The 26,712-nt window shown below is 47.3% G+C and carries 20 protein-coding genes; 12 read left to right on the top strand and 8 right to left on the bottom strand.

Translation table 11 applies throughout. The annotated features are described in order from the left end of the window. Positions 1-46 precede the first annotated feature (46 nt). A complete protein-coding gene (locus M1D71_RS27610) occupies positions 47-718 on the top strand; it encodes a GNAT family N-acetyltransferase (RefSeq protein WP_458124472.1) in 672 nt (223 codons plus the stop codon). Positions 719-870: 152 nt separating this feature from the next. Here the strand turns inward: M1D71_RS27610 and M1D71_RS27605 are convergent, their stop codons facing one another. Beyond that, on the bottom strand, positions 871-1,728 hold the full coding sequence (locus M1D71_RS27605) for an alpha/beta fold hydrolase (protein ID WP_458124471.1): 858 nt from the start codon (positions 1,726-1,728) through the stop codon (positions 871-873). Between the two features lie 196 nt (positions 1,729-1,924). Here M1D71_RS27605 and M1D71_RS27600 point away from each other — a divergent pair, with 196 nt between their 5' ends. Beyond that, the gene (locus M1D71_RS27600) at positions 1,925-2,818 is read left to right on the top strand and encodes a LysR family transcriptional regulator (RefSeq protein ID WP_458124470.1); all 894 of its coding nucleotides are present in this window, start codon (positions 1,925-1,927) and stop codon (positions 2,816-2,818) included. A 177-nt stretch (positions 2,819-2,995) separates the two neighbouring features. Here the strand turns inward: M1D71_RS27600 and M1D71_RS27595 are convergent, their stop codons facing one another. After that, positions 2,996-4,918: an LTA synthase family protein gene (locus M1D71_RS27595; RefSeq protein ID WP_458127367.1), complete on the bottom strand. Its 1,923-nt coding sequence runs from the start codon at positions 4,916-4,918 to the stop codon at positions 2,996-2,998. 367 nt (positions 4,919-5,285) lie between these two features. Between M1D71_RS27595 and M1D71_RS27590 the strand changes: the two genes are divergently transcribed. The 3 genes from M1D71_RS27590 to M1D71_RS27580 all read left to right on the top strand — a co-directional run bounded on the left by M1D71_RS27590 (position 5,286) and on the right by M1D71_RS27580 (position 10,418). Further along, complete coding sequence (locus tag M1D71_RS27590) at positions 5,286-7,598, top strand: ATP-dependent DNA helicase (RefSeq protein ID WP_458124469.1); 2,313 nt, start codon at positions 5,286-5,288, stop codon at positions 7,596-7,598. Between the two features lie 404 nt (positions 7,599-8,002). Continuing rightward, positions 8,003-9,484, top strand: a complete 1,482-nt coding sequence (locus tag M1D71_RS27585) for an alpha-amylase (protein ID WP_458124468.1) — start codon at positions 8,003-8,005, stop codon at positions 9,482-9,484. Positions 9,485-9,869: 385 nt separating this feature from the next. Beyond that, the gene (locus M1D71_RS27580) at positions 9,870-10,418 is read left to right on the top strand and encodes a hypothetical protein (RefSeq protein WP_458124467.1); all 549 of its coding nucleotides are present in this window, start codon (positions 9,870-9,872) and stop codon (positions 10,416-10,418) included. Positions 10,419-10,490: 72 nt separating this feature from the next. On the opposite strand, the gene M1D71_RS27575 is transcribed toward M1D71_RS27580, so the two are convergent. Beyond that, positions 10,491-11,234 (bottom strand): MBL fold metallo-hydrolase, encoded by a 744-nt coding sequence (locus M1D71_RS27575; RefSeq protein WP_458124466.1) that lies wholly within the window; start codon positions 11,232-11,234, stop codon positions 10,491-10,493. Positions 11,235-11,437: 203 nt separating this feature from the next. Between M1D71_RS27575 and uxaC the strand changes: the two genes are divergently transcribed. The 4 genes from uxaC (at position 11,438) to M1D71_RS27555 (ending at position 17,335) form a co-directional block, all read left to right on the top strand. Next, positions 11,438-12,880, top strand: a complete 1,443-nt coding sequence (uxaC, locus tag M1D71_RS27570; protein ID WP_458124465.1) for a glucuronate isomerase — start codon at positions 11,438-11,440, stop codon at positions 12,878-12,880. Between the two features lie 299 nt (positions 12,881-13,179). Then, positions 13,180-13,734, top strand: a complete 555-nt coding sequence (locus tag M1D71_RS27565) for a MarR family winged helix-turn-helix transcriptional regulator (RefSeq protein WP_458124464.1) — start codon at positions 13,180-13,182, stop codon at positions 13,732-13,734. Beyond that, a complete protein-coding gene (locus M1D71_RS27560) occupies positions 13,731-15,458 on the top strand; it encodes an ABC transporter ATP-binding protein (protein WP_458124463.1) in 1,728 nt (575 codons plus the stop codon). Before M1D71_RS27565 ends, M1D71_RS27560 begins: the two co-directional genes overlap by 4 nt. After that, positions 15,455-17,335 carry an ABC transporter ATP-binding protein gene (locus M1D71_RS27555; protein ID WP_458124462.1) on the top strand — a complete coding sequence of 627 codons (1,881 nt, stop codon included), beginning with the start codon at positions 15,455-15,457 and terminating at the stop codon, positions 17,333-17,335. The genes M1D71_RS27560 and M1D71_RS27555 overlap by 4 nt, the downstream gene beginning before the upstream one ends. A gap of 96 nt (positions 17,336-17,431) precedes the next feature. Here M1D71_RS27555 and M1D71_RS27550 read toward each other — a convergent pair whose 3' ends face one another. Continuing rightward, positions 17,432-18,022 carry a hypothetical protein gene (locus tag M1D71_RS27550; RefSeq protein ID WP_458124461.1) on the bottom strand — a complete coding sequence of 197 codons (591 nt, stop codon included), beginning with the start codon at positions 18,020-18,022 and terminating at the stop codon, positions 17,432-17,434. Between the two features lie 313 nt (positions 18,023-18,335). Between M1D71_RS27550 and M1D71_RS27545 the strand changes: the two genes are divergently transcribed. Beyond that, positions 18,336-19,232 carry a diacylglycerol/lipid kinase family protein gene (locus M1D71_RS27545; RefSeq protein ID WP_458124460.1) on the top strand — a complete coding sequence of 299 codons (897 nt, stop codon included), beginning with the start codon at positions 18,336-18,338 and terminating at the stop codon, positions 19,230-19,232. A gap of 40 nt (positions 19,233-19,272) precedes the next feature. Here M1D71_RS27545 and M1D71_RS27540 read toward each other — a convergent pair whose 3' ends face one another. Both M1D71_RS27540 and M1D71_RS27535 read right to left on the bottom strand, forming a co-directional pair. Further along, complete coding sequence (locus M1D71_RS27540; protein ID WP_458124459.1) at positions 19,273-19,863, bottom strand: GNAT family N-acetyltransferase; 591 nt, start codon at positions 19,861-19,863, stop codon at positions 19,273-19,275. Between the two features lie 189 nt (positions 19,864-20,052). Beyond that, the gene (locus tag M1D71_RS27535; protein ID WP_458124458.1) at positions 20,053-20,679 is read right to left on the bottom strand and encodes a TetR/AcrR family transcriptional regulator; all 627 of its coding nucleotides are present in this window, start codon (positions 20,677-20,679) and stop codon (positions 20,053-20,055) included. Positions 20,680-20,857: 178 nt separating this feature from the next. Between M1D71_RS27535 and M1D71_RS27530 the strand changes: the two genes are divergently transcribed. Together M1D71_RS27530 and M1D71_RS27525 are read left to right on the top strand one after the other, a co-directional pair. Beyond that, positions 20,858-23,089 carry an MMPL family transporter gene (locus tag M1D71_RS27530; protein WP_458124457.1) on the top strand — a complete coding sequence of 744 codons (2,232 nt, stop codon included), beginning with the start codon at positions 20,858-20,860 and terminating at the stop codon, positions 23,087-23,089. Positions 23,090-23,358: 269 nt separating this feature from the next. Then, on the top strand, positions 23,359-24,312 hold the full coding sequence (locus M1D71_RS27525; protein WP_458124456.1) for a nucleoside hydrolase: 954 nt from the start codon (positions 23,359-23,361) through the stop codon (positions 24,310-24,312). Positions 24,313-24,454: 142 nt separating this feature from the next. Here M1D71_RS27525 and M1D71_RS27520 read toward each other — a convergent pair whose 3' ends face one another. Both M1D71_RS27520 and M1D71_RS27515 read right to left on the bottom strand, forming a co-directional pair. Then, positions 24,455-25,201: a DUF3105 domain-containing protein gene (locus M1D71_RS27520; RefSeq protein ID WP_458124455.1), complete on the bottom strand. Its 747-nt coding sequence runs from the start codon at positions 25,199-25,201 to the stop codon at positions 24,455-24,457. A 451-nt stretch (positions 25,202-25,652) separates the two neighbouring features. Beyond that, on the bottom strand, positions 25,653-26,570 hold the full coding sequence (locus tag M1D71_RS27515; RefSeq protein WP_458124454.1) for a hypothetical protein: 918 nt from the start codon (positions 26,568-26,570) through the stop codon (positions 25,653-25,655). Positions 26,571-26,712 lie beyond the last annotated feature (142 nt).

The following is a 26,712-nucleotide window of genomic DNA, read 5'->3' as shown; positions in this document are numbered from 1 at the left end:
AGAAATATCCAATGAAATATATCATCGATCGAGGAGGCATTTATCCATGGAATTCACGCGTATTACATCCATTCAAGATCCACTATTTGCCCAAATGCACAAGCTGATGCAGGAGATTTTCCCGCGGGAAGAAGTGCTGGACTTCCCCCTGTGGGCAGAACCGTTGGAAGATCCGGGTATTCGGGTGTTCGTGGCTGTACATGAAGGACAAGTTGTTGGGGCGACAGAGTACCGTTATTACGAGGACTGGAACGTCGCCATGACGGACTTCACGATTATTGGGCGCGAAGGTCTGGGGATCGGCAGTTTCCTGGCGAATCACCGTAAGCGTGATCTGCAGAAGCTGGCTGCGGTAAATGGAAAAGAATTGTTCGGCATGTTTGCCGAAATCTATAATCCTTATCTGAGTCAGGATCACGAGTTCGGTGGCATCAAGCCAATGGACCCGTATGTACGTCGTGAAGTGCTATCCCATCTGGGGTACCAGCGTCTGGACTTTCCGTATGTTCATCCATCTTGGCAAGGTGACGGTGAAGCGGTTGGCGGACTGGATCTGTGCTTCATGCCAGGCGATGAGTCACTCGGTGAACTGCCAGCCAGCCTGGTGGCTGATTTCCTGAATCGATATTATGCAGTGTTACCAAACAAACCGCAGGAATGGCTTGCCATGGTAGAGCAATTGACTGCTCGCGAGACCGTTGCGTTATTGCCGTTGTAAACGGGAGCAGAATGGAACAACGTTGCAAGTACCATGACGAATGATGACAGTAATACAAAAGCCCGTAGAACAGGCCATTTTTGGACCTGCTTTCTACGGGCTTTTTCTATTTCATTAGTTCAAGGTTGAGATTGAGCCAATTTAAGTTTGTTTTAAAATAAATTTTTTAAGAATTGGTCAATGAGCTCATGGATCTCTGTAACATGTGTTTCGAGAGCAAAATGCCCAGTATCAAGTAAATGCACTTCTGCAGATGGGATATCGCGCTTATAAGCTCCAGCTCCAGCAGGAAGAAAGGCAGGATCATTTTTACCCCATACAGCTAGAAGATGAGGTTGATAATTGCGGAAATAGGCCTGAAAGTCAGGATAACGATCCAAATTTGTTCTATAATCGAGGATCAAATCCAGTTGGATTTCTTCAGCTTCCGGGCGCGACATGTAGGCAATGTCCAGTGAATATCCGTCTGGTGAAACAGCGCTGGGATCAGTGCCATGAAGATACTGAAAGTTCCGGATAGTTTCGGGGGTCAAAGAATCACGACATGCCTCACGATTTTCAGGTGTTGGAGAGTGCCAATAAGTCTCCCAGGATTCCCATGCGTCACTAAATCCTTCGATATATGCGTTACCATTCTGACTAATAATGGCTTGAACTTGTTCCGGGTGAGCCACTGCCAAACGATAACCAACAGGTGCCCCATAATCAAACACATACAATACATACTTTTTGAGAGCTAATGCTTCAGTAAAACCTTCAATAACTCGGAACAGGTTGTCAAATGTGAAGTCAAATTGACTACGCGGTGGAGTCGTTGTGAGACCGAACCCGGCAAGATCAGGCGCTATGACACGGTACTGCTCTGCCAGTTTGGGAATTAGATCACGAAACATATGACTAGAGGATGGGAACCCGTGTAATAGTAAAATAACTTGACCATCTTTAGGACCAGCTTCGCGGTAAAAAACGTCGACATCTTCAACCTGCTGTTGCTGATAACTAATCTTCATTTTTACATCTCCTCCTGGATTGATTAAGAGTCCAATACAATTCCTCTCCGTTTTCTCAAGTTCAAAGCGTTATGTTTCTATTGCGGTGGTACTAGTAAAACTGGTGATGATTTTATTGTATAATTGAAATGTTTATGTGACTAACGAATAGATTGCATACTAGCTATTTCAAATTAAAATACAAAGGGTGAAAGATGTGATAAATTCCTTAGAGGGTCGTTTTTTTCAGGCATTTATTGCGTTGCTTGAAGAGAAGAGTTTCAGTCGAGCTGGGGAGCGCTTAGGTTATGTCCAGTCCACAGTAACAACTCATATTCAACAGCTGGAGAAGATCTGCGGACAGAAACTGTTCCATCGATTTCCACGAGGGGTAGAACCTACGGAAGCTGGAAAAGTATTTTCCAAATATGCGTATCAGTATGCCCGCTTAAGTGAATCTCTTAAAGAAAGTATGAACGAAATGAATCAACCGTGCGGAACAATAAATATTAGATTACAGGAATCCTTTTTTCTTACACGGATGCTTCCATTTGTACAGGAATATACGAGAAACTTTCCGAGCGTAAATTTGCGGATTGAACAAGGGACGCATCAAGATATTCTGAAAGGTGTGCTGGATTATGCGCTGGATTTTGGCATTGTTCCGCAGAACCCCGAGCGACATGACATTCTCTTTTATCCGATTATGGAAGAGACCATTGTTTTTGCTGCATCTGAGGATTTGGCTCGGAAAGTAGAAAGTGCAGGTGTGCAGATTCTAAACGAAGAGGTTTTTATCAGCAGTGGCACGTCTTGTCTATATCATACGACTGCTATTGATGTTTTAAAGAATCAGGGGGTTGTGGTTAAAGAGGCGTTAGAGCTATCAAGTCTTGAGATGATCAAGCAACTTGTATGCTGCGGTAAAGGTTTTGTCTTGGTCCCTGAAATAGCGATTAGGAACGAACTAAAGACGGGTGGCCTAAACATTCTTCCTTTTAATTCTAAAATAAGTTTTACGCATGGTCTAATTGTTCATAAAAATCGTGAGCTTAGTTTTACTATACAAAATTTTCAATCAGAACTACTGAATTATTTCAAACAATATTGATCGATCATCTCTTATAGCCTTCGAAACGGAAAAGAACGCCGATTGCGTGAGATTCAAATAACGCACATGTCCATCCTCGCAGGATTGATCATGTGCGTTATAGGTGTATCATCTTGAAGAATCATCAGTACTTGTTGATTCGCTATAAAGCTCTTTTTAGAATATATAAAAATAAAATCAGTTCGTGTCCTTTCGGTCCGGTAACTGGCTTAAATAACTGTTGGACAAGTGTGCAAGAGCCAATGCCCGATCATATTGTTCCTTCGTAATAAACCGCGAAGAGGAAACCTCACTTTTATTGGAGCTGGCTATAGTTGGAGATCCCTTTCCTCCCGGATTCTCCGGCGTCTCTTCTGAAGGGGCGTCCGTCAGTTGCTGTCTTGCATCCTGCCTGCCCGCATCAGCTAGGGAATAATGCGTTCCGTCACCATATCCGGTCGCTGGAATGAAGAGAGAAGCATCGTTCAACACCGACCCGGAAGGAAGGTAATAGCGTTCAGGTAGCAGATTCCCGCCTTCATGCAGCAGATCCTGTCCAAAGTGTAATTGGTCATCTAACGATACTCCGGTGAGTCCAGCAATCGTTGGCAGAATGTCCACTTGGCCTCCGATCTGTTCCAGTTGTATGCCCGGGGTAACGCCCGGAGCCGAGATAATGAGTGGAATGTTAATCATATCTGCCGATGTATATTCCCGACCATACAACTCTTTCATAAGAACTTCGTCATCCCGGTCCAGTGAATAGATGGGAAGCCCGAGGTGATCCCCATACAAGACGAACAGACTATTTTCCCATAATCCCCGTTCCTTCAATCCCGCAATCAACTGTCCAACCGCCTGATCAGCATAATGCTGGGATATCAGATAATCGCCGGGCAACGTATCTTTGTAACGCTCAGGCAGCGTCAGCTTGACCTTGTTATCAGGCAGAGTGTACGGGTGGTGGGCTGACATGGAGATGATATGGGCATAGAAGGGATCACCCGAAGACTGCATGGATTCCAGCTTATCCAGTGTTTTGGAATACAGAACCTCATCCGAAGCCGAAAAGGCGATGGAGTCCTGTGTGCCGAAATAATCGAAATCATAATATTGGTCGAATCCAAGTGCCAGGTATAGCTGATCCCGATTCCAGAAACGAACATCATTCGTATGGAATGTGGCTGTCTGATACCCGTTTGCAGACATCAACTTGGGTAGGCTCGGCAGGGCTTTATCTGCATATACAGTCGTTGCTGCCCCGTTAGGCGGGGTATAAAATGATGTATTCACAACAAATTCTGCATCTGAGGTATTTCCTTGCCCCACTTGCTGATAGAAGTTCGGAAAATACAGGCTATGTCCAGCCAATTGATTCAGATTGGGTGTGATCTCCTGTCCATCTACCTCTAATCCAATCAGGAAGTTCTGGAACGATTCCAACTGGAGCATAATCACGTTACGTCCGCCTGCTGCGCCCTGCTCCACAATCGCAGGAAGTTCGGTCGTTTGCTTCAACTGGTCAATGTCAGCCTGATCAATGTGGGCGATGGGCACAAGTTCATCGGGTCGATCCAGAATAGTATAGGCTTCATAACCGAGAATGCCCATCTGTTCTGCTTGTGTAATCTCACTCATGCTGGCCCGATTGGGATAGATGTTGAGCATGCACAGAATCATGGACAGGGTCAGAATGACCGAAGCAACACGTCTTCTGGCACGTCGTTCAAGCGGAATCCGGTCTGGGCGCTCTGTACTCCCGTGTTTGATCCGACGACGAATGAGTATCCCCCCAATAATCAGAACGTCTGCAAAAATAAACAAATAATAGGGGTCCAGCAAAGAAAACATGCTGCTCTTGACAGAGGTCACCTGATTCACCTGTGCCAGTGCGTGATAGTTAACGATTACGCCATAGTATTTGTAGTACATGATGGCTGCAAAGAAAATCCCTGAGAGCAGCAGATTCACGGCAAGGTATATCCACATCCGTCGTTTGGCAGCAAACCACTCAATCACACAGAAGCCGATCCAGATGAGCGGCAATTCGGTCAGTAGTGGTTTCCAGACAGGGATGTCATCGAAGATAACAATCCAGGCCAGTGAGCTTTTGATCATCATGATGATGGTAAAGAATATAAACGGTCCGCTTAGAAACCGGGTGAGTGAACTGCGTGACAAGGTACCGCCTTCCCTTCCGAAGTTTCATTTAACAAGTATTATCCTATCTCAGCATGTCCATGTCAAAAAATGAAAGCCGCCATTAATCGACAACAAAAAACCTCTTCCCTGCTGGAAGAGATGTGGCAGTACCGGGTTACTCTAATGAAAGCCGGATATAATTAGATCGTTATTCTATAGTGTACGTTGTAACGTAGGAAGGTCTGGGGAAGCATCCGGAATTGGTGAGTCCAATCGGAGGATCAACTGGTTTGAGCATGTCTTTTCATGATAAAGTATAGTCACTACAAACAGAACGGGTGATCGTATGACAACAACAATTCGGATATCGGTTAGACCTTTGGTGGAGTATGTGTACCGCAGTGGCAGCATACGTCCAGGGTTCCGGACCAATGCATCGATGCAGGAGGGGACTCGAATCCATCAGCGGGTACAGAAGGGATACACCGAAGAAGATCTGAAAGAGATCGTACTCGAAGCTGAGATTCAACATGGCGATCTGACCTATGTGGTGGAAGGGCGATGTGACGGTCTGATCCGGTTGGAGGGTCAGTTAACGGTGGATGAGATCAAATCCACTGCGGGCAATCTGGACGACCTGGGTGACGGACTGCCCGTGCATTGGGCGCAGGCGATGATGTATGCCTACATGTACGCCGTTCAGCAGGATGAACCGCGAATGCAGGTTCAGCTTACGTATGTGCATTCGGTAACCCATGAAGAAAGACGTTTTCGCCGAATGGCAGAGCGACAGGAACTGGAACAGTTTGCGGCAGAAGTGATTGCCGGCTATGCGCCGTTTGCAGAGATGATCGCTGCGTATGAAGAAGAGCGTGATGTCAGTGTGCGAGAGCTGCCGTTTCCTTTTCGTAAATACCGGGAGGGACAGCGGAAGCTGGCAGGAGCCGTGTACAAGACCATTCGTGAAGGCCAGGGATTGATGGCCAAAGCCCCAACAGGCATTGGTAAAACGATGTCCGTACTGTTTCCCACGGTCAAAGCGATTGGCGAAGGCGAAGCCAGCCGACTGTTCTATCTGACCGCGAGGACGACGACACGGGTGGCGGCAGAAGAAGCTTTTGCCCGGATGCAATCGGAAGGATTGAAGATGCATGTGATCAGTCTGACCGCGAAGGACAAGATCTGTTTTAAAGAAGAGGAAGCTTGTGATACGGGACAATGCGGCATGTGCGAAGGATATTATGACCGTATTAACGGGGCCGTGCTGGATATGCTGGAACATGAGACATTAATGACACGTCCGGTCATCGAGCAGTATGCACGCAAACATCGGGTGTGTCCGTTTGAGTTTTCACTGGATGCGGCATATGCTGCCGATGCGGTCATCTGCGATTATAACTATATTTTTGATCCACGTATCTCTCTGAAACGAATGTTGGAGGAGCAGAAGCGTAAGACGGTGTTATTGGTGGACGAGGCCCATAATCTGGTCGATCGTGGCCGAACGATGTTTTCCGCAGAGCTGGAGAAAGCGGTGTTCCTGGATGTGAAAAGGGAGTTCCAGCCCCTGAACAGCAGTGTGTCGGCAGCCAAAGCCATTGTTGACTACACTGGAGCCATTGATAAGTATCTGATTACCCTTCGCAAAAATGGTGGAGATGAAGGGAAGATCATACAGCAGGAGGCACCGGAGGAACTGATTGAATTACTGGAGCCTTTTGTTATGGTTGCGGAGCAATGTCTGGTCGAAGGTGGTTCGGGGAATGCAGAGACGGATCAGTTGCTGCTCGATGCCTACTTCACGGCACAGAATTTCCTGCGCATTGCCAAGCTGTATGATGAACGTTTCATCACATATGCAGAGTGTGTGCGGAGTGAAGTGAGAGTGAAGTTGTTCTGTCTCGATCCCTCCGTGCTGCTTCGTCAGACGGCCAAAGGATTCCGCTCACTCATTCATTTCTCGGCAACCTTGTCACCTCTTCGCTATTATCGGGATATGCTGGGTGCAGAGGAAGAGGATTATACATTGCAGATTCCATCGCCATTTCAGCGTGAGCAACTGGATGTAAGGCTTCTACCCTTATCTGTGCGATATAAAGACCGGGAGCAATCCCGGCGACCCATTGCGGAGATGCTGCAACAGCTGGTGGCCGAATGGCCGCGCAGTAATCTGATGGTGTTCTTCCCTTCTTACCCTTATATGCGAGAAATATATGAAACCTATACACAGCTTCCAAATGAAGCAGATACGGTTATACAGAAGCAGGGCATGAACGAACTGGAACGGGAGCAGTTTCTGGATGCGTTCCAACCAAACCCTGAACGAACACGATTGGTATTTGCCGTCATGGGTGGCGTATTCTCGGAAGGTGTCGATCTGCCGGGAGACCGCTTGAATGGCGTCGTTGTGGTAGGTGCGGGGCTACCGCAGATTGGTCTTGAGAACAATGTACTTCGTGATTATTATGACCGTACAGGGCGCAATGGGTTCAATTATGCCTATATTTTCCCCGGTATGAACAAGGTGCTGCAGGCAGGAGGAAGGCTGATTCGAACGGAAGAAGACAGGGGCGTGCTGGTGCTGGTTGATGATCGGTTCACGCAGGAACCCTATCGTTCCCTCCTGCCCGAGGAGTGGCAGGATTATAAGCGAATGTGATAAACGAACTACGTTTGAAATGATGCCTGTATATAAGTTGAACTAATCATTTACACGATAACGGAGAGGACAGAAAAAACCTGAAAAAGCGAAGCGTTCGCCTAAAAGCTTTCTGAAAGAAAGCTGCATCGGAAGCATACGCTATCCTCGGATTTTCCCCTTCGAAAAAGGGAATCAAAAAATCTGGGGATAACAGCGATTGGAAGGTTACTCTGTCATCGTAGTGTCAGTGTAAATAATCTTTAGTTCAGCTTATGTAACATTTATTTTTCGATTTTGTCACTTTTACATGATTGAAGGGTAGGGTGAAAGGGTTATAACTTGGTTAGCAACGAACGAACAACGGCGAATACCCTATCCGTTCCGCGGTCCGCTTCGAAAGCAATCAAGGAGGTCGGTTTATAATGAAGAGAAATCATACCATGATGCAGTTTTTTGAATGGCACCTGGCTGCAGACGGAGATCATTGGAAGCGACTGGCTGAAATGGCCCCGGAAATGAAAGCCAAAGGCATTGATTCGATATGGATTCCTCCCGTAACCAAAGCGGTGTCCGCTGAGGATACAGGCTATGGTGTATATGATCTGTATGATTTAGGTGAATTTGACCAAAAGGGGACCGTGCGCACCAAATATGGCACCAAGCAGGAACTGGTGGATGCCATTGCTGAGTGTCAGAAGAACGGCATTGCCGTCTATGTGGATCTGGTCATGAACCATAAGGCCGGAGCAGATGAGACGGAAGTCTTCAAAGTGATTGAGGTGGATCCGAATGATCGGACAAAGGAAATTTCCAAGCCGTTCGAGATTGAGGGCTGGACCAAATTCACATTCCCGGGTCGCGGGGATCAATACTCCTCTTTTAAATGGAACTCCGAGCACTTCAATGGCACGGACTTTGATGCCAGGAAAGAACGAACAGGTGTGTTCCGGATCGCAGGAGAGAACAAAAAATGGAACGAGAATGTCGATGATGAGTTTGGTAACTATGACTATCTGATGTTCGCCAATATAGATTATAACCACCCGGATGTAAGGCGTGAGATGATCGACTGGGGGAAATGGCTCATTGATACCCTCCAGTGTGGTGGTTTCCGGCTGGATGCCATTAAGCATATCAACCATGAATTCATTAAGGAATTTGCAGCAGAGATGATCCGCAAACGCGGTCAGGATTTCTACATTGTAGGCGAGTTCTGGAACTCGAATCTGGATGCATGTCGTGAATTCCTCGATACGGTAGACTATCAGATTGATCTGTTCGATGTGTCTCTCCATTACAAGTTGCATGAGGCCTCTCTTGCAGGCAGAAACTTTGATCTCTCCAAAATTTTTGATGATACCTTGGTTCAGACCCATCCTACCCATGCAGTAACTTTTGTAGATAACCACGACTCCCAACCTCATGAAGCGTTGGAATCATGGATTGGAGATTGGTTTAAGCCGAGTGCCTATGCCTTGACGTTATTACGTCGAGATGGTTATCCGGTTGTGTTCTACGGCGATTATTATGGCATTGGCGGACCTGAACCTGTGGATGGAAAAAAGGAAATACTGGATATTCTGCTGTCTGCTCGTTGCAACAAGGCGTATGGAGAGCAAGAAGATTACTTCGATCACGCGAATACGATTGGCTGGGTGCGTCGTGGCGTAGAGGAAATCGAAGGCTCCGGTTGTGCGGTAGTTATCTCCAATGGGGATGATGGTGAGAAAAGAATGTTCATTGGTGAGCATCGTGCTGGTGAAGTCTGGATAGATCTGACCCTTAGCTGTGAGGATCAGATTACTATTGAAAAAGACGGCTGGGCTACTTTCCATGTGTGCGGTGGAGGTGTCTCGGTATGGGCCCTCCCAGAGCAGAATGAGGACTGTACTGACGCTGAGTAACGGTATATGCCAGGCAGTATAAGAAAAGGTACACCGATTGATATGAAAACAGTATATAAATCGTTAAACCACCTGTACAGGCGAGCTAGTACTCCTATGTTCAGGTGTTTTTTTTGCACTTTTCTAGGCTAGGTGCACTATACGCAATGGGAAATTTATTGCATGTTAAACAAGAAAAGAAAAAGGAATTAGTTCAGTTTCATATTAAATATATGGTACAATAATCCAAATATGGGTCGTTTATCGAACAACAGAATGGAATGAGCGTATCTTTTTCAGAGGGTTGAGAGGAGTGGTGGCATGAAACCAAAAAGAGAGATGAACCGTTTTTTTTTCGTTGGTCATGTATCTATTTGTAATAGCCATGTGTCTGGGGGCTTGCAGTTTGGGACCAAACCAGGGGCCAGCGGGTGAACCAAAGAGAACCGATGACTATACGTTTAATTCGGAGCGAAGAGATTTGAATCAACGGGTTAGGAAGGACCCGGAATCGTTTCAGGGGCATCCGCCAGATGAGTATACTTTGACCGCAACGGTGGATGTGAGTCATGAATCTGGAGTTGACCGGATTTCGTATGAAATTTTGGTGAATGAGGCCCGTGTACCCATGTCTAATGTTATTCAGTCCTTCACCCTCGACCCCGACATGATGAATCGAATCGATGCCGCAGAACTGATTAATTCTAATGTGAGCAATACATACGAGGCAAGTCTGGAGCCGGATACGGAACCGCTTGGATTGAGTTTGGGCAGGAGTTATATCTTGAAACCAGAGGTAGAGATCGACAGTAATTTCATCCAGAGTTATGCGGGTATGTATATCAAAATTTCCTATGGGCCGAGTGATCAGCGAAAGGAAGAGTATTTTTATATTCAGGCCGAGCCGTCTCCGAGGACGACTGAGTATATGAAGTCATGGGAGAAAGGAGAATAGAAAAAGGCAGCACCCACCAGACCCAAGTTAGGATTCTAAGTAGATGCTGCCTTTATTAGACCCTCCGTTTACTTACTCCAGTTCAAATGATTCCAGCGTGCCAACCATCCGCAGATCATGCTCGCGGTTGAATTGTTCCCGTCTGTCCGCATCAGCATATTCATCATGATAATGCATTAACACGGTTTTCTGTCTCACTTCGGCAGGCAGTTGTTCCAGATCTTTCAGTGAGGTGTGTGACTTGATCACCAGATCATGCATATGGCATTCATGGAAAATAAGCTGCACATCAGAGGCGGCCTGTTCCACCCGTTCCTGATCGAGTGTACTGTCTGCACTGTAATAGAAGTAAGGCTTGGCGAGCAGTCCGTTACTGACCATACCGGGAACATGCTGAGTCCGAAACGTCTCAAACGTCACGCCCCCCAGTTGGAATGTGCCTCCATCGGGCAGTGGAACTACATCGTAGTAATCGTCCATGGTACGTTCACCATCGGTTGTGTAGCGCATACCCGGGGATAGAATGTTCCAGAGCGGCTCTACCAATTGTTCGTGGATGAACAGACGGGGTTTGCGGTCGCCTACAATCTGTGCGTAATAACCCAACATCTGTACACCGTTAATATGATCCTCATGCAGATGGGTAATAAAGACGTTGTGAATATCGGTCATTGGAAAACCGTACTCCTTAAGCGCTTTGGCATTCGATTCCGGAAAATCAATGACCAGATGCGTCTCTCCGAATTCAGCCAGCATACTATTGTGGTGCTGCTCCACGCTGAACATGTCTCCTGTGCCGAGAAATGTGATTTTCATTGCATTTCATCTCCTTGTGTCATCTTCAGATCAGCATTCTTACGTTAAAAACAGTATACCTTGTTTAAGGATGTATGCCTAAATCAACCTTTTTTGATAACGCTATCATTTTATATTGAACTTTGGGGTTAAACAGTGTAGCGTAAAGATGGGAAGTGAACCCATATGAACGTAAACTCACCTAAAGGGAGCGTGCGAGGCGAATGAAATCTTTTCTGGATGAACAATTTCTACTGCACAATGAAACGGCGATCAAGTTATATGAGGATTATGCCAAAGACATGCCGATTATTGACTATCATTGCCATCTCAGTCCTCAGGAGATCTACGAGAACAAAACCTTCAGCAATATTACAGAGGCCTGGTTATACGGTGATCACTACAAGTGGCGGCTCATGCGCGCGAACGGAATTGAAGAGCAATATATAACCGGTGGTGAAGGGGTGACGGATTACGATCGTTTCCTGGCTTACGCCAAAACGGTACCCATGATGATTGGTAATCCGCTGTACGCGTGGTCTCATCTGGAATTACAACGATACTTCGGCGTGTACGAAGTACTGAATGAGACAAGCGCACCAGCCATTTGGGAAAAAGTAAATGCCAGGCTGAACAGTGACGGATTCGGTGCACGTGATCTGATTACCAAATCCAATGTGACCGTGGTCTGCACAACGGATGATCCAACGGATTCTCTGGAGTATCATCTTAAGATTCAGGAGATCGAAGGTTTCGATACAGCGGTATTGCCTTCTTTCCGCCCGGATAAAGGGTTGGAATTGAATCGAGATACGTTCACCGAATGGGTGGGCAAGCTATCACAGGCATCCGGCACAGCGATTTCCGATTATGAATCATTCCTTGCTGCGCTAGAGTCCCGGGTGGAATTCTTCCATTCTGTAGGCGGCAGAGTCTCTGACCATGCACTTGATTATGTCCCTTATGGCGTGGCTACACGCGAAGAGGCGGGTGCCATCTTTGCCAAGGCACTTGCGGGTCAGAAGGTAACTCGTGAGGAAGAGGACAAGTACAAGACGGTAACGCTGACGTTCCTTGGCAAACTGTATGCAGATCGGGGCTGGGTGATGCAGTTCCATATCAATGCAGCCCGTAACAACAACACACGGATGTTTGCCAAACTTGGGCCGGATACCGGTTACGATGCGGTCAATGATACGCCGCTGTCATCGGCAATGATTGGTTTACTCGATGCGTTGGAACAGCATCAAGCACTACCCAAAACGATTCTGTATTCCCTGAATCCAAGGGACAACGAAGTGCTCGCGGCGATTATCGGCAGCTTCCAGGGCGGAGGCATTCCGGGTAAAATTCAGCTTGGTGCCGCCTGGTGGTTCAATGATACGAAGGATGGCATGTTAGCCCAGATGAAAGCCTTGGCGAATGTCGGTCTGCTCAGCCGCTTTGTCGGCATGTTGACTGATTCACGCAGCTTCCTGTCCTACACGCGGCATGAGTATTTCCGTCGTCTGGTCTGCAATCTCATTGGTGAATGGGCTGAACAGGGCGAAGCACCGCAGGATATGGAACTGCTCGGTCAGATTGTCCAAGGCATCGCCTACAATAATGCGCAGGAATATTTCCCGTTTGCCTCTGCGCTCAAAACGGTCTCTGCCTCGCAGTCCTGATGCTTATCCAGCGCACCTAATACTGCATTAAGAGAGTGCCATTTCTTAATATAAAGTGCTCCCACTTCATACCCCCGGTCATCTTCAACCGGAGTATAAAATGGGAGTTTTTTAATGAGTTTAAAACGCAAGTCTTCAAACAATATGGGTTGTTTTTAGTTGTTTGACTTTTGTTTTTTACGATAATATACTTAGTAGACCTAATTAATTGTACATCTATTTAATCGTACTGCTATTTAATAGTTATCCTATGATATTGGATGTCTATGGAATGATAAAGAAACAAGGAGGGACCCATTATGACTGGTATAGATCCGGTCGCCCAGAAGCTTTTATACTCCATCATGCAGTTCAACAAAGGCAAATGGAGGCAACATAAACCTCATGGACGCAATCACAATGAAATTATGGTGTTGGGTTGTTTGCTCCACGGGGTGCACCCGGGAGAACAATTGAACTGGAAGGACAATCCGCCTAATTTCAATGACACCATCCAGTCCAATCATCCCGGGATGAAAGTATCCGAAATTAGTGCTTTGCTACGAGTGAAGTCACCAACCATTACACCGGTTATTCGGGGTCTTGAAGATGAGGGGCTGGTCAAGCGGACAATGGACCCGGAGGATCGACGTGCTGTCCGCATCACGATTACTGAAGCAGGCCGTGAAGTCATTCGGGCTGCTCATGAAGAGCGCATGGAGATATTCAACAAACTCGTTAAACACCTGGGAGAAGAAGACAGCACTCAGCTGGCTGAGCTATTGACGAAGGTATACACCTTTTTTGATACACTGACTTCTTCGCAAAAGGATGATTCTTCACATGATTCTACACAAGGAGATGATACGCCATGATGAAACTGTTTCGCATGTTGAAGCCATACAAAGTACCCATTTTCTTCATTCTGGGTCTGATCATGTTACAATCTTTGGCTGAACTGTACCTGCCTACGTTAATGGCGGACATCGTGAATCACGGCATTATTAAAGGAGACATCCCGTACATCTGGCAGATTGGCGGTTGGATGCTGGTCATTGCGATTGCCGGAACAGCGTGTTCGATTATTGCCAGTTACCTCTCTTCCCGTACAGCGGGTGGATTTGCCAAACAACTGCGTAGCAGAGTATTCCGCCATGTGGAGAACTTTTCGCTCCAGGAGTTCGATAAGATGGGTACAGCTTCACTGATTACGCGTACAACGAATGATATTACACAGGTGCAGAACGTACTTACAATGATGCTGCGCATGATGATTATGGCTCCGCTCATGTGTATCGGGGGTATCTTCATGGCGGTATCCCAGGATGCCAAATTATCTACCATCTTTCTGGTTGTGCTTCCTGTGTTGGGGGGAGCCATTGCGTTGATTGGGGCCAAAGGTTTACCTTTGTTCAAAACCATTCAGAAAAAACTGGATCGTCTCAACCTGGTTCTTCGTGAACAGTTAACAGGAATTCGCGTGGTTCGTTCATTTAATCGCGGGAAACATGAGCGTGTCCGCTTTAATGGAGCCAATTCAGATCTGAGAGATGTGTCCATTAAAGTAAATGTGCTTATGGCAACCTTGATGCCTGTCATGATGATTGTAATGAACTTCTCCATGATCGCCATCCTGTACTTTGGAGGACATCGGATCGACAGTGGGAATATGGATATTGGCTCACTGATTGCGTTTATTCAGTATGCTATGCAGATTATGTTCTCCCTCATTATGGTTTCCATGATCTTCGTCATGATCCCGCGAGCATCGGCTTCGGCAGAGCGGATCAACGAAGTGCTTGATATGCAACCTGATCTTAGCAATCCAGATCAGCCTCGCGCCATGAAAGCACTGCAAGGTACGATTGAGTTCGATAATGTGACTTTCCGTTACCCAGGTGCGGAGAATCCGGCATTATCCAACATTTCATTCACAGCTCGCCCAGGTGAGACCACAGCGATTATCGGAGGTACCGGTTCAGGAAAATCCACATTGCTCAGTCTCATTCCTCGTTTCTATGATGTGACAGAGGGCAGTGTTCGAGTAAATGGAACGGATGTGCGTGAACTTCGGCAGGAGGATTTGCGCGGGAAAATTGGTTTTGTACCGCAAAAGGCAGTTCTCTTCACCGGAACGATTACGGAGAATATTCGTCACGGCAAAGATGATGCCACGATGGAAGAGATTGTTCATGCAGCTCGGACGGCACAGGCGGAGAATTTTATCTCCGAGATGAAAGACGGATATGACAGCCTCATCTCTCAAGGGGGTAGTAATGTGTCTGGTGGGCAAAAACAGCGTTTGTCCATCGCTCGCGCACTCGTTCGTCGTCCGGAAGTCTATATCTTTGACGACAGTTTCTCGGCCCTTGATTTCAAAACAGATTCCCGTCTTCGTGCTGCACTGAAATCTGAAACGACAGAGTCGGCTGTGCTCATCGTGGCTCAGCGTGTAAGTACAGTTATGGATGCAGATCGCATTTTGGTCATGGATGAAGGACGAATTGTCGGTTCAGGAACACATAAAGAGCTGCTGGAGCACAATGAAGTGTATCGCGAAATTGTATCCTCCCAGCTGACTGAGGAGGAGATCGCATGAGTGAACGTACAGAGAAACACAAGGCACCCCGTGCCTCTGGCGGACCGGGACCAGGTCCCGGAATGGGCATGCGACCTCCCGCCGAGAAAGCGAAAGACTTCAAAGGCACACTGCGTCGCTTAATTCAATATCTTCAGCCTCACCGTTATCTACTGTTAGGTGTGCTGATTGCAGCTATTCTAAGTACCGTATTTAGCATCATCAGTCCGAAGGTCATGGCGGAAGGTACAGATATTCTCACTCAAGGCGCGATTGCCATCCTTCAGGGTGTGCAGGGAGCAGGGATTGATTTTCCGGCATTGATCAAAGTGTTATACCTGCTTGTCGGGCTCTATCTGTTTAGTGCTGCATTTATGTATCTACAACAATACCTGATGGCCGGTGTGGCCCAACGGGTTGTATATGATATGCGTGAGCAGATCAGCGAGAAGGTTGGACGGTTGCCACTGAAATATTTTGACTCTCGTACCCATGGGGAGACTCTCAGCCGTGCCACGAATGACGTGGACAACATTAGTAATACGCTGCAGCAAAGTTTGGCGCAATTCATAACGTCTGTAGTAACCATTGTCGGTGTAATTATCATGATGCTGACGATTAGTCCGTGGATGACCCTGATCACCATTTTGACGCTGCCACTCAGTGTGGTAGTGGTTATGCTGGTGGCATCCCGTTCGCAAAAACACTTTGCGGGTCAACAGAAATCGCTTGGTGAATTGAATGGTCATGTCGAAGAGATGTACACAGGGCACAAAGTCGTCAAAGCATTTGGACGTGAAGAAGAATCGGTACAACAATTCGAGAAGGTTAATGAGGAGTTGTATGAGTCCGGCTGGAAAGCCCAGTTTATCTCGGGTATCATTATGCCGCTCATGAGCTTTGTCGGTAACCTGGGTTATGTGCTGATTTGTGTGGTCGGCGGGATCTTCGTTACACGCGGAGCCATCTCCATCGGGGATATTCTGGCCTTCACACAGTACTCCCGTCAATTCACCCAACCAATTAACCAGATCGCGAACATCTCCAATATCATTCAATCGACGATCGCTTCGGCGGAGCGGGTATTCGAGTTGCTGGACGAAGAGGAAGAAGTTTCGGAGTCCAAACAACCCGTGCAATTACAGCAGCCTAAAGGCGCAGTTGCATTCCAAGGTGTTAATTTTGGATATAAAGAGAATGAGTTGCTCATTCGCAACATGAATATTGATGTGAAACCGGGGCAGACGGTAGCCATTGTGGGACCAACAGGTGCCGGTAAAACAACCCTGATCAACCTGTTGATGCGTTTCTACGAAATTCAGGATGGTCAGATTACGATTGATGGTGTCAATATTCAGGATATGGAACGCGGCAAGTTGCGCAGCCTGTTTGGAATGGTGCTTCAGGATACCTGGTTATTCAACGGAACGATTCGTGACAACATCGCTTATGGACGAGAAGGCGCAACGGAAGAGGACGTCTTCAAGGCAGCCGATGCAGCCCATGCGGACCACTTCATTCGTACACTGCCTGATGGATATGATACGGTGCTGAATGAAGAGGCATCGAACATTTCCCAAGGACAGAAGCAGTTGCTGACGATTGCGAGAGCAATTCTGGCGAACCCGGCCATTCTGATTCTGGATGAAGCGACGAGTAGCGTAGATACACGGACTGAAGTATTTATTCAGAAAGCGATGAATGATCTGATGAAGGATCGCACGAGCTTTGTCATTGCACACCGCTTGTCTACCATTCGCGGCGCCGATCTGATTCTGGTGATGGATCATGGTAACGTGATTGAACAAGGCAATCATGAGGAATTGATGGCAAGTCAGGGCTTCTATGCGGATCTGTACAATAGTCAGTTTACGGAGCAACAACCGCAGGCAATTTAATAATGGATTAACAAGAATAGCCGGGACTACCCTTTAAGGGTTCCCGGCTATTTGTCATGTATTTTGAGCATTGATGATATGATATGCAGTATTCATTTACTCATCATTTGACTTTTTATCAGGTACATCAGTGCCGTTACTGGAAGGTGTCCTCACTTCCACCTTTGCATCATCGGTAGCTTCATCCAGTGCAGACGGAGCCGGCTCACCCGGGATCAATTCGCGCTGCTCAATCATGCGTTTGACGACGTCATAGCAGTCATCGACATGTTTGTTACCCACGTAGCGCATGGCCGTGAAGCTGAGTGCGGCAGCCAGCCCCTGTCCTGCAAATGGAACGAATTTGGCGACCGATTTGGTAGCAACGCGAACCCCGACTCTTTTCAGAACCTGTACGACCAACTCCTTGGTTACCATGCGTCCAATTACTTTGCTACCGATGGACATCACGAATCCATAGATCATGGATTTGGTCTCGGGGTCCATACCATCCAGCTGTTTTTGCGATAATCCGAATTTATTGTTAATGGCAGGCAACAGCTGCATCAGCATCCCCACATCAGCCAGTACGTCTGTACCGGGCAGCGGAACGAGTGTTGTACCTACGGAAGCAGTAGCTCTTTTGCGAACCATGGTGCGGCATTCCTTGCGAACTTGCTCCAATTGTTCCAACGTTGCCGGAATCATAGGGAATCCCTCCATTCGTATATGGTATAGATATAACCGTTTTGACTCGCTTTGAATGGGTTATCACCAGTAAAAATTTGCGGCCTTATGACATAAGGTGTGGAGAAACCATTTTTCTCATGCATACATTCTGGTTAAACAAGGAAATGAGTTGAACTTATATAGCTATTACGAATGAATGACGATTAGGATGCATACCTGATTGGGGAACCTATTTTGGATCATGATGAGGAGGTACTTAGCGAAAGGCTTGTTTACGGCCTCAACCTTTCTGGGTAAAGGTTAACAAGCATTGGAATGGAGGAAGAGAAGGATGGAGTTTAACAAAGCCTTGTTAATTCATCATCATCATTCGGGCAAGGCCAATCGAGAGAATGCAGTTGGTCTTGTAGCTGGCGTGCTCGCTCCCGCTGTTCACGAACTCGTTATTGTGCGTACGGATGGACCGGGTGAAGGAGAGAAGCTGTGCCTTGAACGCGGAGAACAATTTGATGTGGTGTTTATCCTGGGCGGGGATGGCACGGTGCATGAATGCGTGAATGGACTGGCTGATCTGCAACATCCTCCGTTGATTGGCATATTACCTGGGGGCACCTGTAATGACTTTGCGCGTTCGCTCGGTATTTCACCAGATGCAGAGACGGCGGCGCAGGAAATACTGGCGGGTCGTGTGGTGTCCATTGATGTTGGACGCGCGAATGATCGGGTGTTCACGAACTTTTTTGGCATTGGCTTAATCAGTGATACATCGCAGAATAATAATGAGAATCTGAAAGGCGCGCTGGGGAAGCTCAGTTATTTCATCAGCACGTTACAGACGATTAGTCATACAGAGCCGTTTCATTATCAAATGGAGGCGGATGGGAAAGAGATGGAGGGCGAAGCTGTGATGATCTATGCAGCCAATGGCCGTTTTCTGGGCACCAATGCATTACCTTTTGCACCGGATGCGTTGCAGGATGGTGAGCTGGACGTGCTCATTATTCATGAGACAGGCATTCCGCTGTTGCGAGAGATTCTATCGCATAAGCCTGAGGGCGATTGGCAACCTCAGAATGGAAGCATTTCATACTTCAAGGCATCTATGCTCAAATTGAAGACGGATGAACCGATGTCAGCCGATACGGATGGCGAGTTATACATGAAGACACCCGCCGAGCTGTCCGTGCTGACGGGTCGTTTGAAGTTTCTTACCGGGGAGGGGTACTAAATCTCCCGGTTTTTTGGTTTGATTTTGGCTGATCGGAAACTTAATTATTCCCTTCCTGATCATCCATATGACGTTGCCGGAACTCATCTTCCAGCAGGCTCATCTGTATGGAATCATGATATTGGTGATTGTAGTACAAAGCATCCCGCTTCACACCTTCGCGCTGAAATCCGAGTTTCTCATACGTGCGAATGGCTCGCTCGTTGAAGGCGTAAACCTCAAGCTCGACTCGATGCAGGTTACAGATGCCGAAGCCGTAGTCCAGCATAAGCAGCAATGCTTCGCTGCCGTAGCCTTTGCCTTGATGCTCCGCCTGATCGATGGCAATCCGTATGTGTGCACTACGATTCTTGGCATGCATGTCCATCAGGACGACATCTCCAATGATCTGATCATTTTCCTGCAAAGCAATAAGCAACATGAGTCTGGAGTCATCCTGTACTGCGTTTTCAACATAACGTTCAACCTGAGTGCGTGTGAAGCTGTTCTGTGTACCCGTCAGCCTACGCATCTCGGTGTCAAACAGACCAGGGAAATAAACATCCACATCTGTAATCTCGAAAGGACGCAGGTATATGCGCTGCGTTTCCAGCAGACGGGGGATACGTTGGGATGATTTTGGTTGGGGCATATTGTTTCCTCCTATAGTTCAAAGCGGGACAGATTGAGATGCCCTGCCTCTTCAAGTAGCGTTACATATTGATGGGAGCGAACCAGTAGATGGCAAAAGAGAGTTCATTATCGGTTTTGCCGGAATAGAACCGGAACGCATTGACCCGGGTATTGCTGCATTGGCCAGAATCTGGAGCTAGCATCAGCATCAGTTCCGCCCAACAGCTCCATCCAGAAACAGATCCACCAGTTCCTGGGCGAGTTCCTCAATGCTTCCGCCATTCATGTTGCGCACATCTTCGCGGTTCGCGAGCATCAGCAGTGACGTAAACGCATGGGCAAGCAGCATGGGACTGGCGGCCCGCAAATAACCGTTGTCCATCTCCTTCTGAAAATGAGTGGCTAGTACTTCAAAAATACGAACCTCTGCTTCCCGAATCTGAGTAAGTTGCTCCATGTCCAGATGTTTCTCGGCTTCACGCATCATGGTCTCCGTTTCAATATGGGAGTGTTGCATCTTCGCTTCGGCAACCTTAACCAGCCGTTCTTGCAATGAGCCGGGTTCATCCAGACGAAGAGAGGTCTGCTGCATGCCCATCGCCATCATGCGGGTGATGGCAACGGTGAACAGCTCGGCTTTGCTGGAGAAGTGATAATAGATCGATGCTTTGGTCACATTACATAACGAAGCGATCTGCTGAAGAGAGACGGGTTCATACCCGTATTCCATAAACAGACGTGACGCGGTCATCAATATGTTGGTTTGGACAGATGCTTGATCCACACCTGCTTTGGGTCTACCCGGTGAACGGGGAATGTTTGTTTTTTTGCTCATAGGTGCATACCTCTTTACGTATTTAATTGCTTGTTAGACGTGTTCACAAAATTAGGCATTGCAAAATTAACCTTCCGGTATATATAATTAACTCGATTATACTATGACCCGTGGTTCATTACTACACCATCATATATATTAGGGCTTCATAAAAACAGAATAGGGAGATGAAGAGACAATGCAGGAAGGTTCGGGTTACGGCCGCTGGGTAGCCGGCAAACGAAGCAAATGGATTACGCTGTTGGTATGGATCATTATCGCCGTTGTGCTTGGCATGGTATGGCCTGCTGTAGGTGATCGTGAAACTAATAACGCACAGGATCTGAGTGAATCCAAACCATCGGTTCAGGCAGCTGCACTTGCCGAGAAGGAATTCCCTGGTGGTGAAGGACTGCCCGCACTGATCGTATGGCGTCAAGCCGGCGGTCTGACGGATGAGCAGATTCAGAACATTCAGGCGTTAACGGAGCGGCTGGATCAAGATCCGGTAGGACAACAGCAGTCCGTTGTGCCACTCTATCAATTGCCACCACAGGCATTGAAAGGCCAGCTTTCGGAAGACGGAAGTACCTTGGTTATGCCACTTTTCTTCAATGAAGGTGCTGATGCAGAACAATTGAAGGAAGCTATTGAAGCACTTGAGCAAAAAACACAAGACATCTTCGGGGCCAACCCGTTCGATGTAGCCATAGATGATACCAATACACTGATTGCCCGTGTAACAGGGCCTGTAGGAATATCCATTGATGCGAGCGGACTGTTCTCCTCTGCCGATGTATCCTTGCTTATCGCTACGGTTGTACTGGTATTAGTACTGTTGCTGTTGATCTACCGTTCGCCGGTATTGGCAATTATCCCGATTATTGCGGTTGGATTCGCGTATATGGTGACAAGCCCCATTCTCGGATTCATGGCAGATCAAGGCTGGATCACGGTGGACGCACAGTCGATCTCAATCATGACCGTCTTGTTGTTCGGAGCAGGTACAGATTACTGTCTGTTCATGATCTCCAGATATCGCCAAATTCTCTATCATGAGCCGGACAAAAAGAAAGCCATCTTCCAGGCAATTACCGGATCATCTGGCGCCATTGCCATGAGTGGATTCACGGTCGTTGCAGCACTGCTTGTGCTGTTGCTGGCTGAATACGGTGCATATCATCGTTTTGCCGTACCATTCAGTCTGTCCATCTTTATTATGTTTATTGCAAGTCTAACGCTGGTTCCGGCGCTTCTCGCGATCTTCGGTCGGGGTTCATTCTATCCATTCGTACCGCGTACACATGAGATGGAAGTAGAACGTGCCAAGAAAAAAGGCAAACCGGCTCCGGCTCCGCGCAAAATCAAGGAAAGCTGGATTGGCCGTGTTGTAGTAACGAAGCCATGGACCGTTCTTGCGATTACCTTGGTATTGCTGGGAGGACTGGCTGTATTCTCTACTCAGGTTAAATTCACATATGATCTGTTGTCTTCCTTCCCGGAAGATGTGCCTTCCCGCGAAGGGTTCACAGTCATTGGCGAACAGTTCTCCCAAGGTGAGCTGGCTCCAGTGAAAGTGATCGTTGATGCCGAAGGCAAAGAAACTGATCTGAAGCAGCGTCTCGAATCGCTGGATTACATTAGCAAAGTAGGCGATGCCCAGCATGGGGCCGAGAATGCCAACATTACCGCTTTTGATGTGGAATTCAATCTGAATCCATATTCCATGGAGGCGATGCAACATATCCCGGATCTGCGGGCTACTGCGGAACAGGCGCTTCAAGATGCTGGTGTAGCTAATGTGGACAGTCAGGTCTGGATCGATGGTCAGACGGCTGAACAGTATGATATCGAAGTGACGGGAGAACGCGATGCCAAGATCATTATTCCGGTAGTCATCGGCATGATTACATTGTTACTGCTGTTGTACTTGCGTTCAATCGTAGCCACAGCGTACCTGATCGCGACAGTCGTTCTATCGTATTTCTCTGCACTGGGGCTCGGTTGGATCATTATTCACTACGGACTTGGCGCAGATGCCATTCAGGGAGCGATTCCGCTGTATTCCTTCGTATTCCTCGTAGCCTTGGGTGAAGACTATAACATCTTCATGATCTCTAGCATCTGGCAAAAACGCAAAACGATGCCGCTCCGTCAAGCCATCAAGGAAGGGGTAGGAGAGACTGGATCTGTTATTACCTCTGCCGGTCTGATCTTGGCAGGAACATTTGCGGTACTTGCTACATTGCCAATTCAGGTGTTGGTGCAGTTTGGTATTATCACAGCTGTAGGTGTGATGCTGGATACCTTCCTGGTCCGTCCGTTCATGGTACCGGCTATCACCGCATTGCTGGGCAAAAGGGCTTTCTGGCCAGGCAAGTATATGCCGATTGCAGAGAAGAACGAGGAGAAACAAAACCAGTCCATGTAATCCATGGATTGGGTGAGATGGACGGCGGGGCTTTAAGCCCGCTGTCCATTTCTTTATTTTTCGGACAATGACGGCGACAACCAGTTGTACTCCTGAGATGGAATGGTGGAACTGTAAAATATCCGCAGGATGAGGCATGATCCCTGGTTTCTTTGGATGGGGAAGGTTTACGTAGCCAAGGGTTATGGGACATAATAGAGGGAGCGTCGGCCTTGAGCAGACGGATGATCAACATCAATGGGACAACCAGGGGAAGGATGAAAGCAAACATGACGAACCAACTTAATGTGTATTTTAACCATGACGGCGGTGTGGATGACCTCGTATCGCTGTTCATGCTTCTGCAAATGGACAATTTACATGTAACCGGCGTATCGGTTATTCCGGCAGACGGATATCTGGAGCCAGCAACAGATGCCAGCCGTAAAATCATCGATCGTTTCGGTACATATTCCGTAGAGGTATCCAAATCCAACTCCAGAGGGAAAAATCCATTTCCTGCGGCTTGGAGACTGCATTCCTTCTATGTAGATGCACTTCCTGTACTGAACGAGTCGGGCAAAATGGAAGCACCACTCTCTGCCGTTCCAGCTCATCAGCATCTGATCGAGAAAGTACGCAATACCGAAGGCAAAACGCTGCTTCTGTTCACAGGACCACTGACAGACCTTGCGCGTGCGCTCGACGAAGCACCAGACATTGAAGAGAAAATCGACAAGCTGGTATGGATGGGTGGCACATTTGAGCGCGGTAACGTAGAAGAGCCCGAGCATGACGGCACAGCTGAATGGAACGTATTCTGGGACCCGGAAGCGGCTTATCGTGTGTGGCAGAGTGGTATCCAGATCGATCTGGTTGCACTGGAAAGTACGAACAAAGTACCTCTGACTCCAGCCGTTCGTAACCGCTGGGCAGCAGAACGCCGCTTCGAAGGCGTTGATTTCCTGGGGAACTGTTACGCAGGTTGTCCGCCACTGGTGTACAGTGAGACGAATTCCACATACTATCTGTGGGATGTGCTGACAACGGCTTCCGTTGGACGCGAGGACATCGTGAAGAAGAAAACCGTAAACTGTATTGTCATCCCGGATGGTCCTAGCCAGGGCCGCACGGTGGAGCAAGCAGACGGACGTCCAGTACAACTGGTGTATGATACCGATCCGGAAGCGTTCTTTACGTACATGACGGATTTGGGTAAAAAAGCTGCTCCGCAGCGCTACTAATTCAGGCAGCCTCAGGGCGTGCCTAAATTAAAGGTACAAAAAATAAAGCCGCAGACAGTGGTCTGGATATGGGGTTGAACCCATAATCCCGTCCCTGCCATGCGGCTTTTTTGTTGTGGGCTGATCTATCGAGGCAGTATAACTACATCGTTCCGCCGCCCTGGCGAATGGAGGCAGGTATCTTTTCAGGTCCCTGATTAATATATTTATGGATAAAAGTACCCAATTTGGCATCGTCGAATTGGTCAAGCTTCATCGTTTTGGTCCATGCCGTCACGACGACTTCACTGCCTTCGGGAATATCCTTGTTGGGCACAGCCAGAATACCTGCTCCGGCTTCGCGGAATTTGGCAAGATACTTCAGACGTTCTTTCAAATCTTCGCTTGCGTTCTCACGATAATAGATGATGATGTCCCCGTGCTCCAGATTATGAACCAAGTAATTATAGCCCGGGAAGTCGGTGTAAAATCCAAACTTGATATCATGCGGATTATGCGGTCCCGATGTTGGGATTTTCATCTCATACTGGATCGGGTCTTCCGTATGGTCTGCCCCATAGTATTTATCGTCAGTCACATCGATTGTCGCTTCGGAGTCCAGATCGGCTACATTATATGTTTTTCCTGCACCTTGCATGAAGAACAGGCCAAACGTAATAATCGATACAGCCATCAAGGCATGTGCAGCCAGTCGAAGGGTACGACTTTTCTTCTGAATGTCGGCCCGTTCTTTCTTTTTCATGTGACTCAGGATCTTGCCCTGCGTACGTGATGCCCAGATGTAGGCGGCGATGGAGAACAGCACCACAATTGTACCTACGATGAGCCACAGATAGGATGTAACTGCCTCGTGCTCCATTTGCATATGATTCATATGAGTCATGTCCATAGAGAGTCCTCTGCTTTCTTTGTAAAATGAGATCATTGCACTACGAAATGTAGTGTTAGTGGCAATGGTGAACCCTCTCATTACGTAACGGGAGTTACTGTTTCGTGTTTATTACGTAAATAAGAACATACCTATTGCACTACACATTATAGTGTATGAAACATACCCAGCGCAATGCTGCCTTAGAAAATCAAAAAAGACCTTCCCCACGTGAGCAGGGAAGGTCTCAATATAAATCTAAAGAGTCAGGAAAATTTATATCTATTGGAATAACCATTTGCACGAAAACGTAGAGGACAGAAAGAACCTGAAGAAGCGGAGCATTCGCCTTTATCGCCAGATTTTCACTTTGCAAAAGTGAATTAAAAAAATCTGGAGATAACAGCGATCGGAAGGTTGTTCTGTCATCGAAATAACAAGTGTAAATAAGCTTTATTCCAACTGAACTATTTTACAGACGACCAAACGGCGAAAGCATCAGTCCGATCAGCCCAATAACAATCTCACCCAACAATCGATACAGAATAAAGAACACGACCACATTGGCGATCAGCACGCTGTACATGCTATCGATGGCTGCTTTGGTGCGATTCAGTGGATATTGGAACAGTACCGAGTTCAGAGCGACAAAGATAATGATATACGAGACAGCGAGCAATGAAATCGCGATGGAATACGAGATGATAATAAACAGATTCGCCAGAACGAGGGATACGACAGCAGGAACAAGCAATGTACCGAACTGGGCAACCAGTGTTTTGGGACGGAATGTTATTTTTTCAATCTTCAGAATAGCGTACATCAGTGCAATAGAGGCTATCAGGATAATGGCGGTGAACAACAGTGGCCGGATAAATCCACCAATGAACAAGCCGTCCATGCCTATGCGACTATAGGTAATTAAGAAGTATGTAGAAGATAAGACTGCAATCAGCGCCATCGTCAGCCAGCCGTTAAGGGAATGCTGGTCACCAACGGTTTTCATCGTTTGATAAGGACGGGCCAATACACTGAGAAAATAGGATAGATACTGTTTACTTACTTCTTTGGCTTGCTGAACTTTCTCATTCTGCACGATATTATTCCACTGATTGGAACTGTTGTCTCCTGTAGAAGCGTGGTCATTGGTGTTTGTTGATTCTGTTGAGTGTTGCTTTTGAGTCGAGACGGATGGTGTGTTGGGCGGAACCGGTGCCTGGGAAGATGTGGCCTGTGTACTGGACCAACGGGTGTATTTCGGTTCGGAAGAAGCAGCAGGTTCCGGATTCGGTACAGGAGTGGGCGAAGAGGTTGTTTGCGTTAGATTAGAGCCGCACCTCTCGCAAAAATGGGCATCTCCATTTTCGTGATTACATACTGGACATTTCATGGCATGAGCCTCCAATTTCTAGAAATAATAAACATGTTGACATTGTGTCTAATTTTAACGGTTGGTGACGAAGTTTGTCTATGTTTCGCAGGAATTAATACCCCTATAGGGAAAGTTGAAACGAAGACTCGAATCCTGGTAT

This window comes from Paenibacillus sp. Z3-2 (assembly GCF_054161325.1).
The sequence above is the reverse complement of the archived record's forward strand: the minus strand, read 5'-3'. Positions and strand labels throughout refer to the sequence as shown.

Excerpts from the sequence above, each read along its gene's own strand:
- M1D71_RS27610 (WP_458124472.1), top strand. The coding sequence starts at position 47 with ATGGAATTCACGCGTATTACATCCATTCAAGATCCACTATTTGCCCAA.
- M1D71_RS27605 (WP_458124471.1), bottom strand. The coding sequence starts at position 1,728 with ATGAAGATTAGTTATCAGCAACAGCAGGTTGAAGATGTCGACGTTTTT.
- M1D71_RS27595 (WP_458127367.1), bottom strand. The coding sequence starts at position 4,918 with ATGATGATCAAAAGCTCACTGGCCTGGATTGTTATCTTCGATGACATC.
- M1D71_RS27590 (WP_458124469.1), top strand. The coding sequence starts at position 5,286 with ATGACAACAACAATTCGGATATCGGTTAGACCTTTGGTGGAGTATGTG.
- M1D71_RS27585 (WP_458124468.1), top strand. The coding sequence starts at position 8,003 with ATGAAGAGAAATCATACCATGATGCAGTTTTTTGAATGGCACCTGGCT.
- M1D71_RS27575 (WP_458124466.1), bottom strand. The coding sequence starts at position 11,234 with ATGAAAATCACATTTCTCGGCACAGGAGACATGTTCAGCGTGGAGCAG.
- uxaC (WP_458124465.1), top strand. The coding sequence starts at position 11,438 with ATGAAATCTTTTCTGGATGAACAATTTCTACTGCACAATGAAACGGCG.
- M1D71_RS27565 (WP_458124464.1), top strand. The coding sequence starts at position 13,180 with ATGACTGGTATAGATCCGGTCGCCCAGAAGCTTTTATACTCCATCATG.
- M1D71_RS27560 (WP_458124463.1), top strand. The coding sequence starts at position 13,731 with ATGATGAAACTGTTTCGCATGTTGAAGCCATACAAAGTACCCATTTTC.
- M1D71_RS27555 (WP_458124462.1), top strand. The coding sequence starts at position 15,455 with ATGAGTGAACGTACAGAGAAACACAAGGCACCCCGTGCCTCTGGCGGA.
- M1D71_RS27550 (WP_458124461.1), bottom strand. The coding sequence starts at position 18,022 with ATGATTCCGGCAACGTTGGAACAATTGGAGCAAGTTCGCAAGGAATGC.
- M1D71_RS27545 (WP_458124460.1), top strand. The coding sequence starts at position 18,336 with ATGGAGTTTAACAAAGCCTTGTTAATTCATCATCATCATTCGGGCAAG.
- M1D71_RS27540 (WP_458124459.1), bottom strand. The coding sequence starts at position 19,863 with ATGCCCCAACCAAAATCATCCCAACGTATCCCCCGTCTGCTGGAAACG.
- M1D71_RS27535 (WP_458124458.1), bottom strand. The coding sequence starts at position 20,679 with ATGAGCAAAAAAACAAACATTCCCCGTTCACCGGGTAGACCCAAAGCA.
- M1D71_RS27530 (WP_458124457.1), top strand. The coding sequence starts at position 20,858 with ATGCAGGAAGGTTCGGGTTACGGCCGCTGGGTAGCCGGCAAACGAAGC.
- M1D71_RS27525 (WP_458124456.1), top strand. The coding sequence starts at position 23,359 with ATGACGAACCAACTTAATGTGTATTTTAACCATGACGGCGGTGTGGAT.
- M1D71_RS27520 (WP_458124455.1), bottom strand. The coding sequence starts at position 25,201 with ATGGACATGACTCATATGAATCATATGCAAATGGAGCACGAGGCAGTT.
- M1D71_RS27515 (WP_458124454.1), bottom strand. The coding sequence starts at position 26,570 with ATGAAATGTCCAGTATGTAATCACGAAAATGGAGATGCCCATTTTTGC.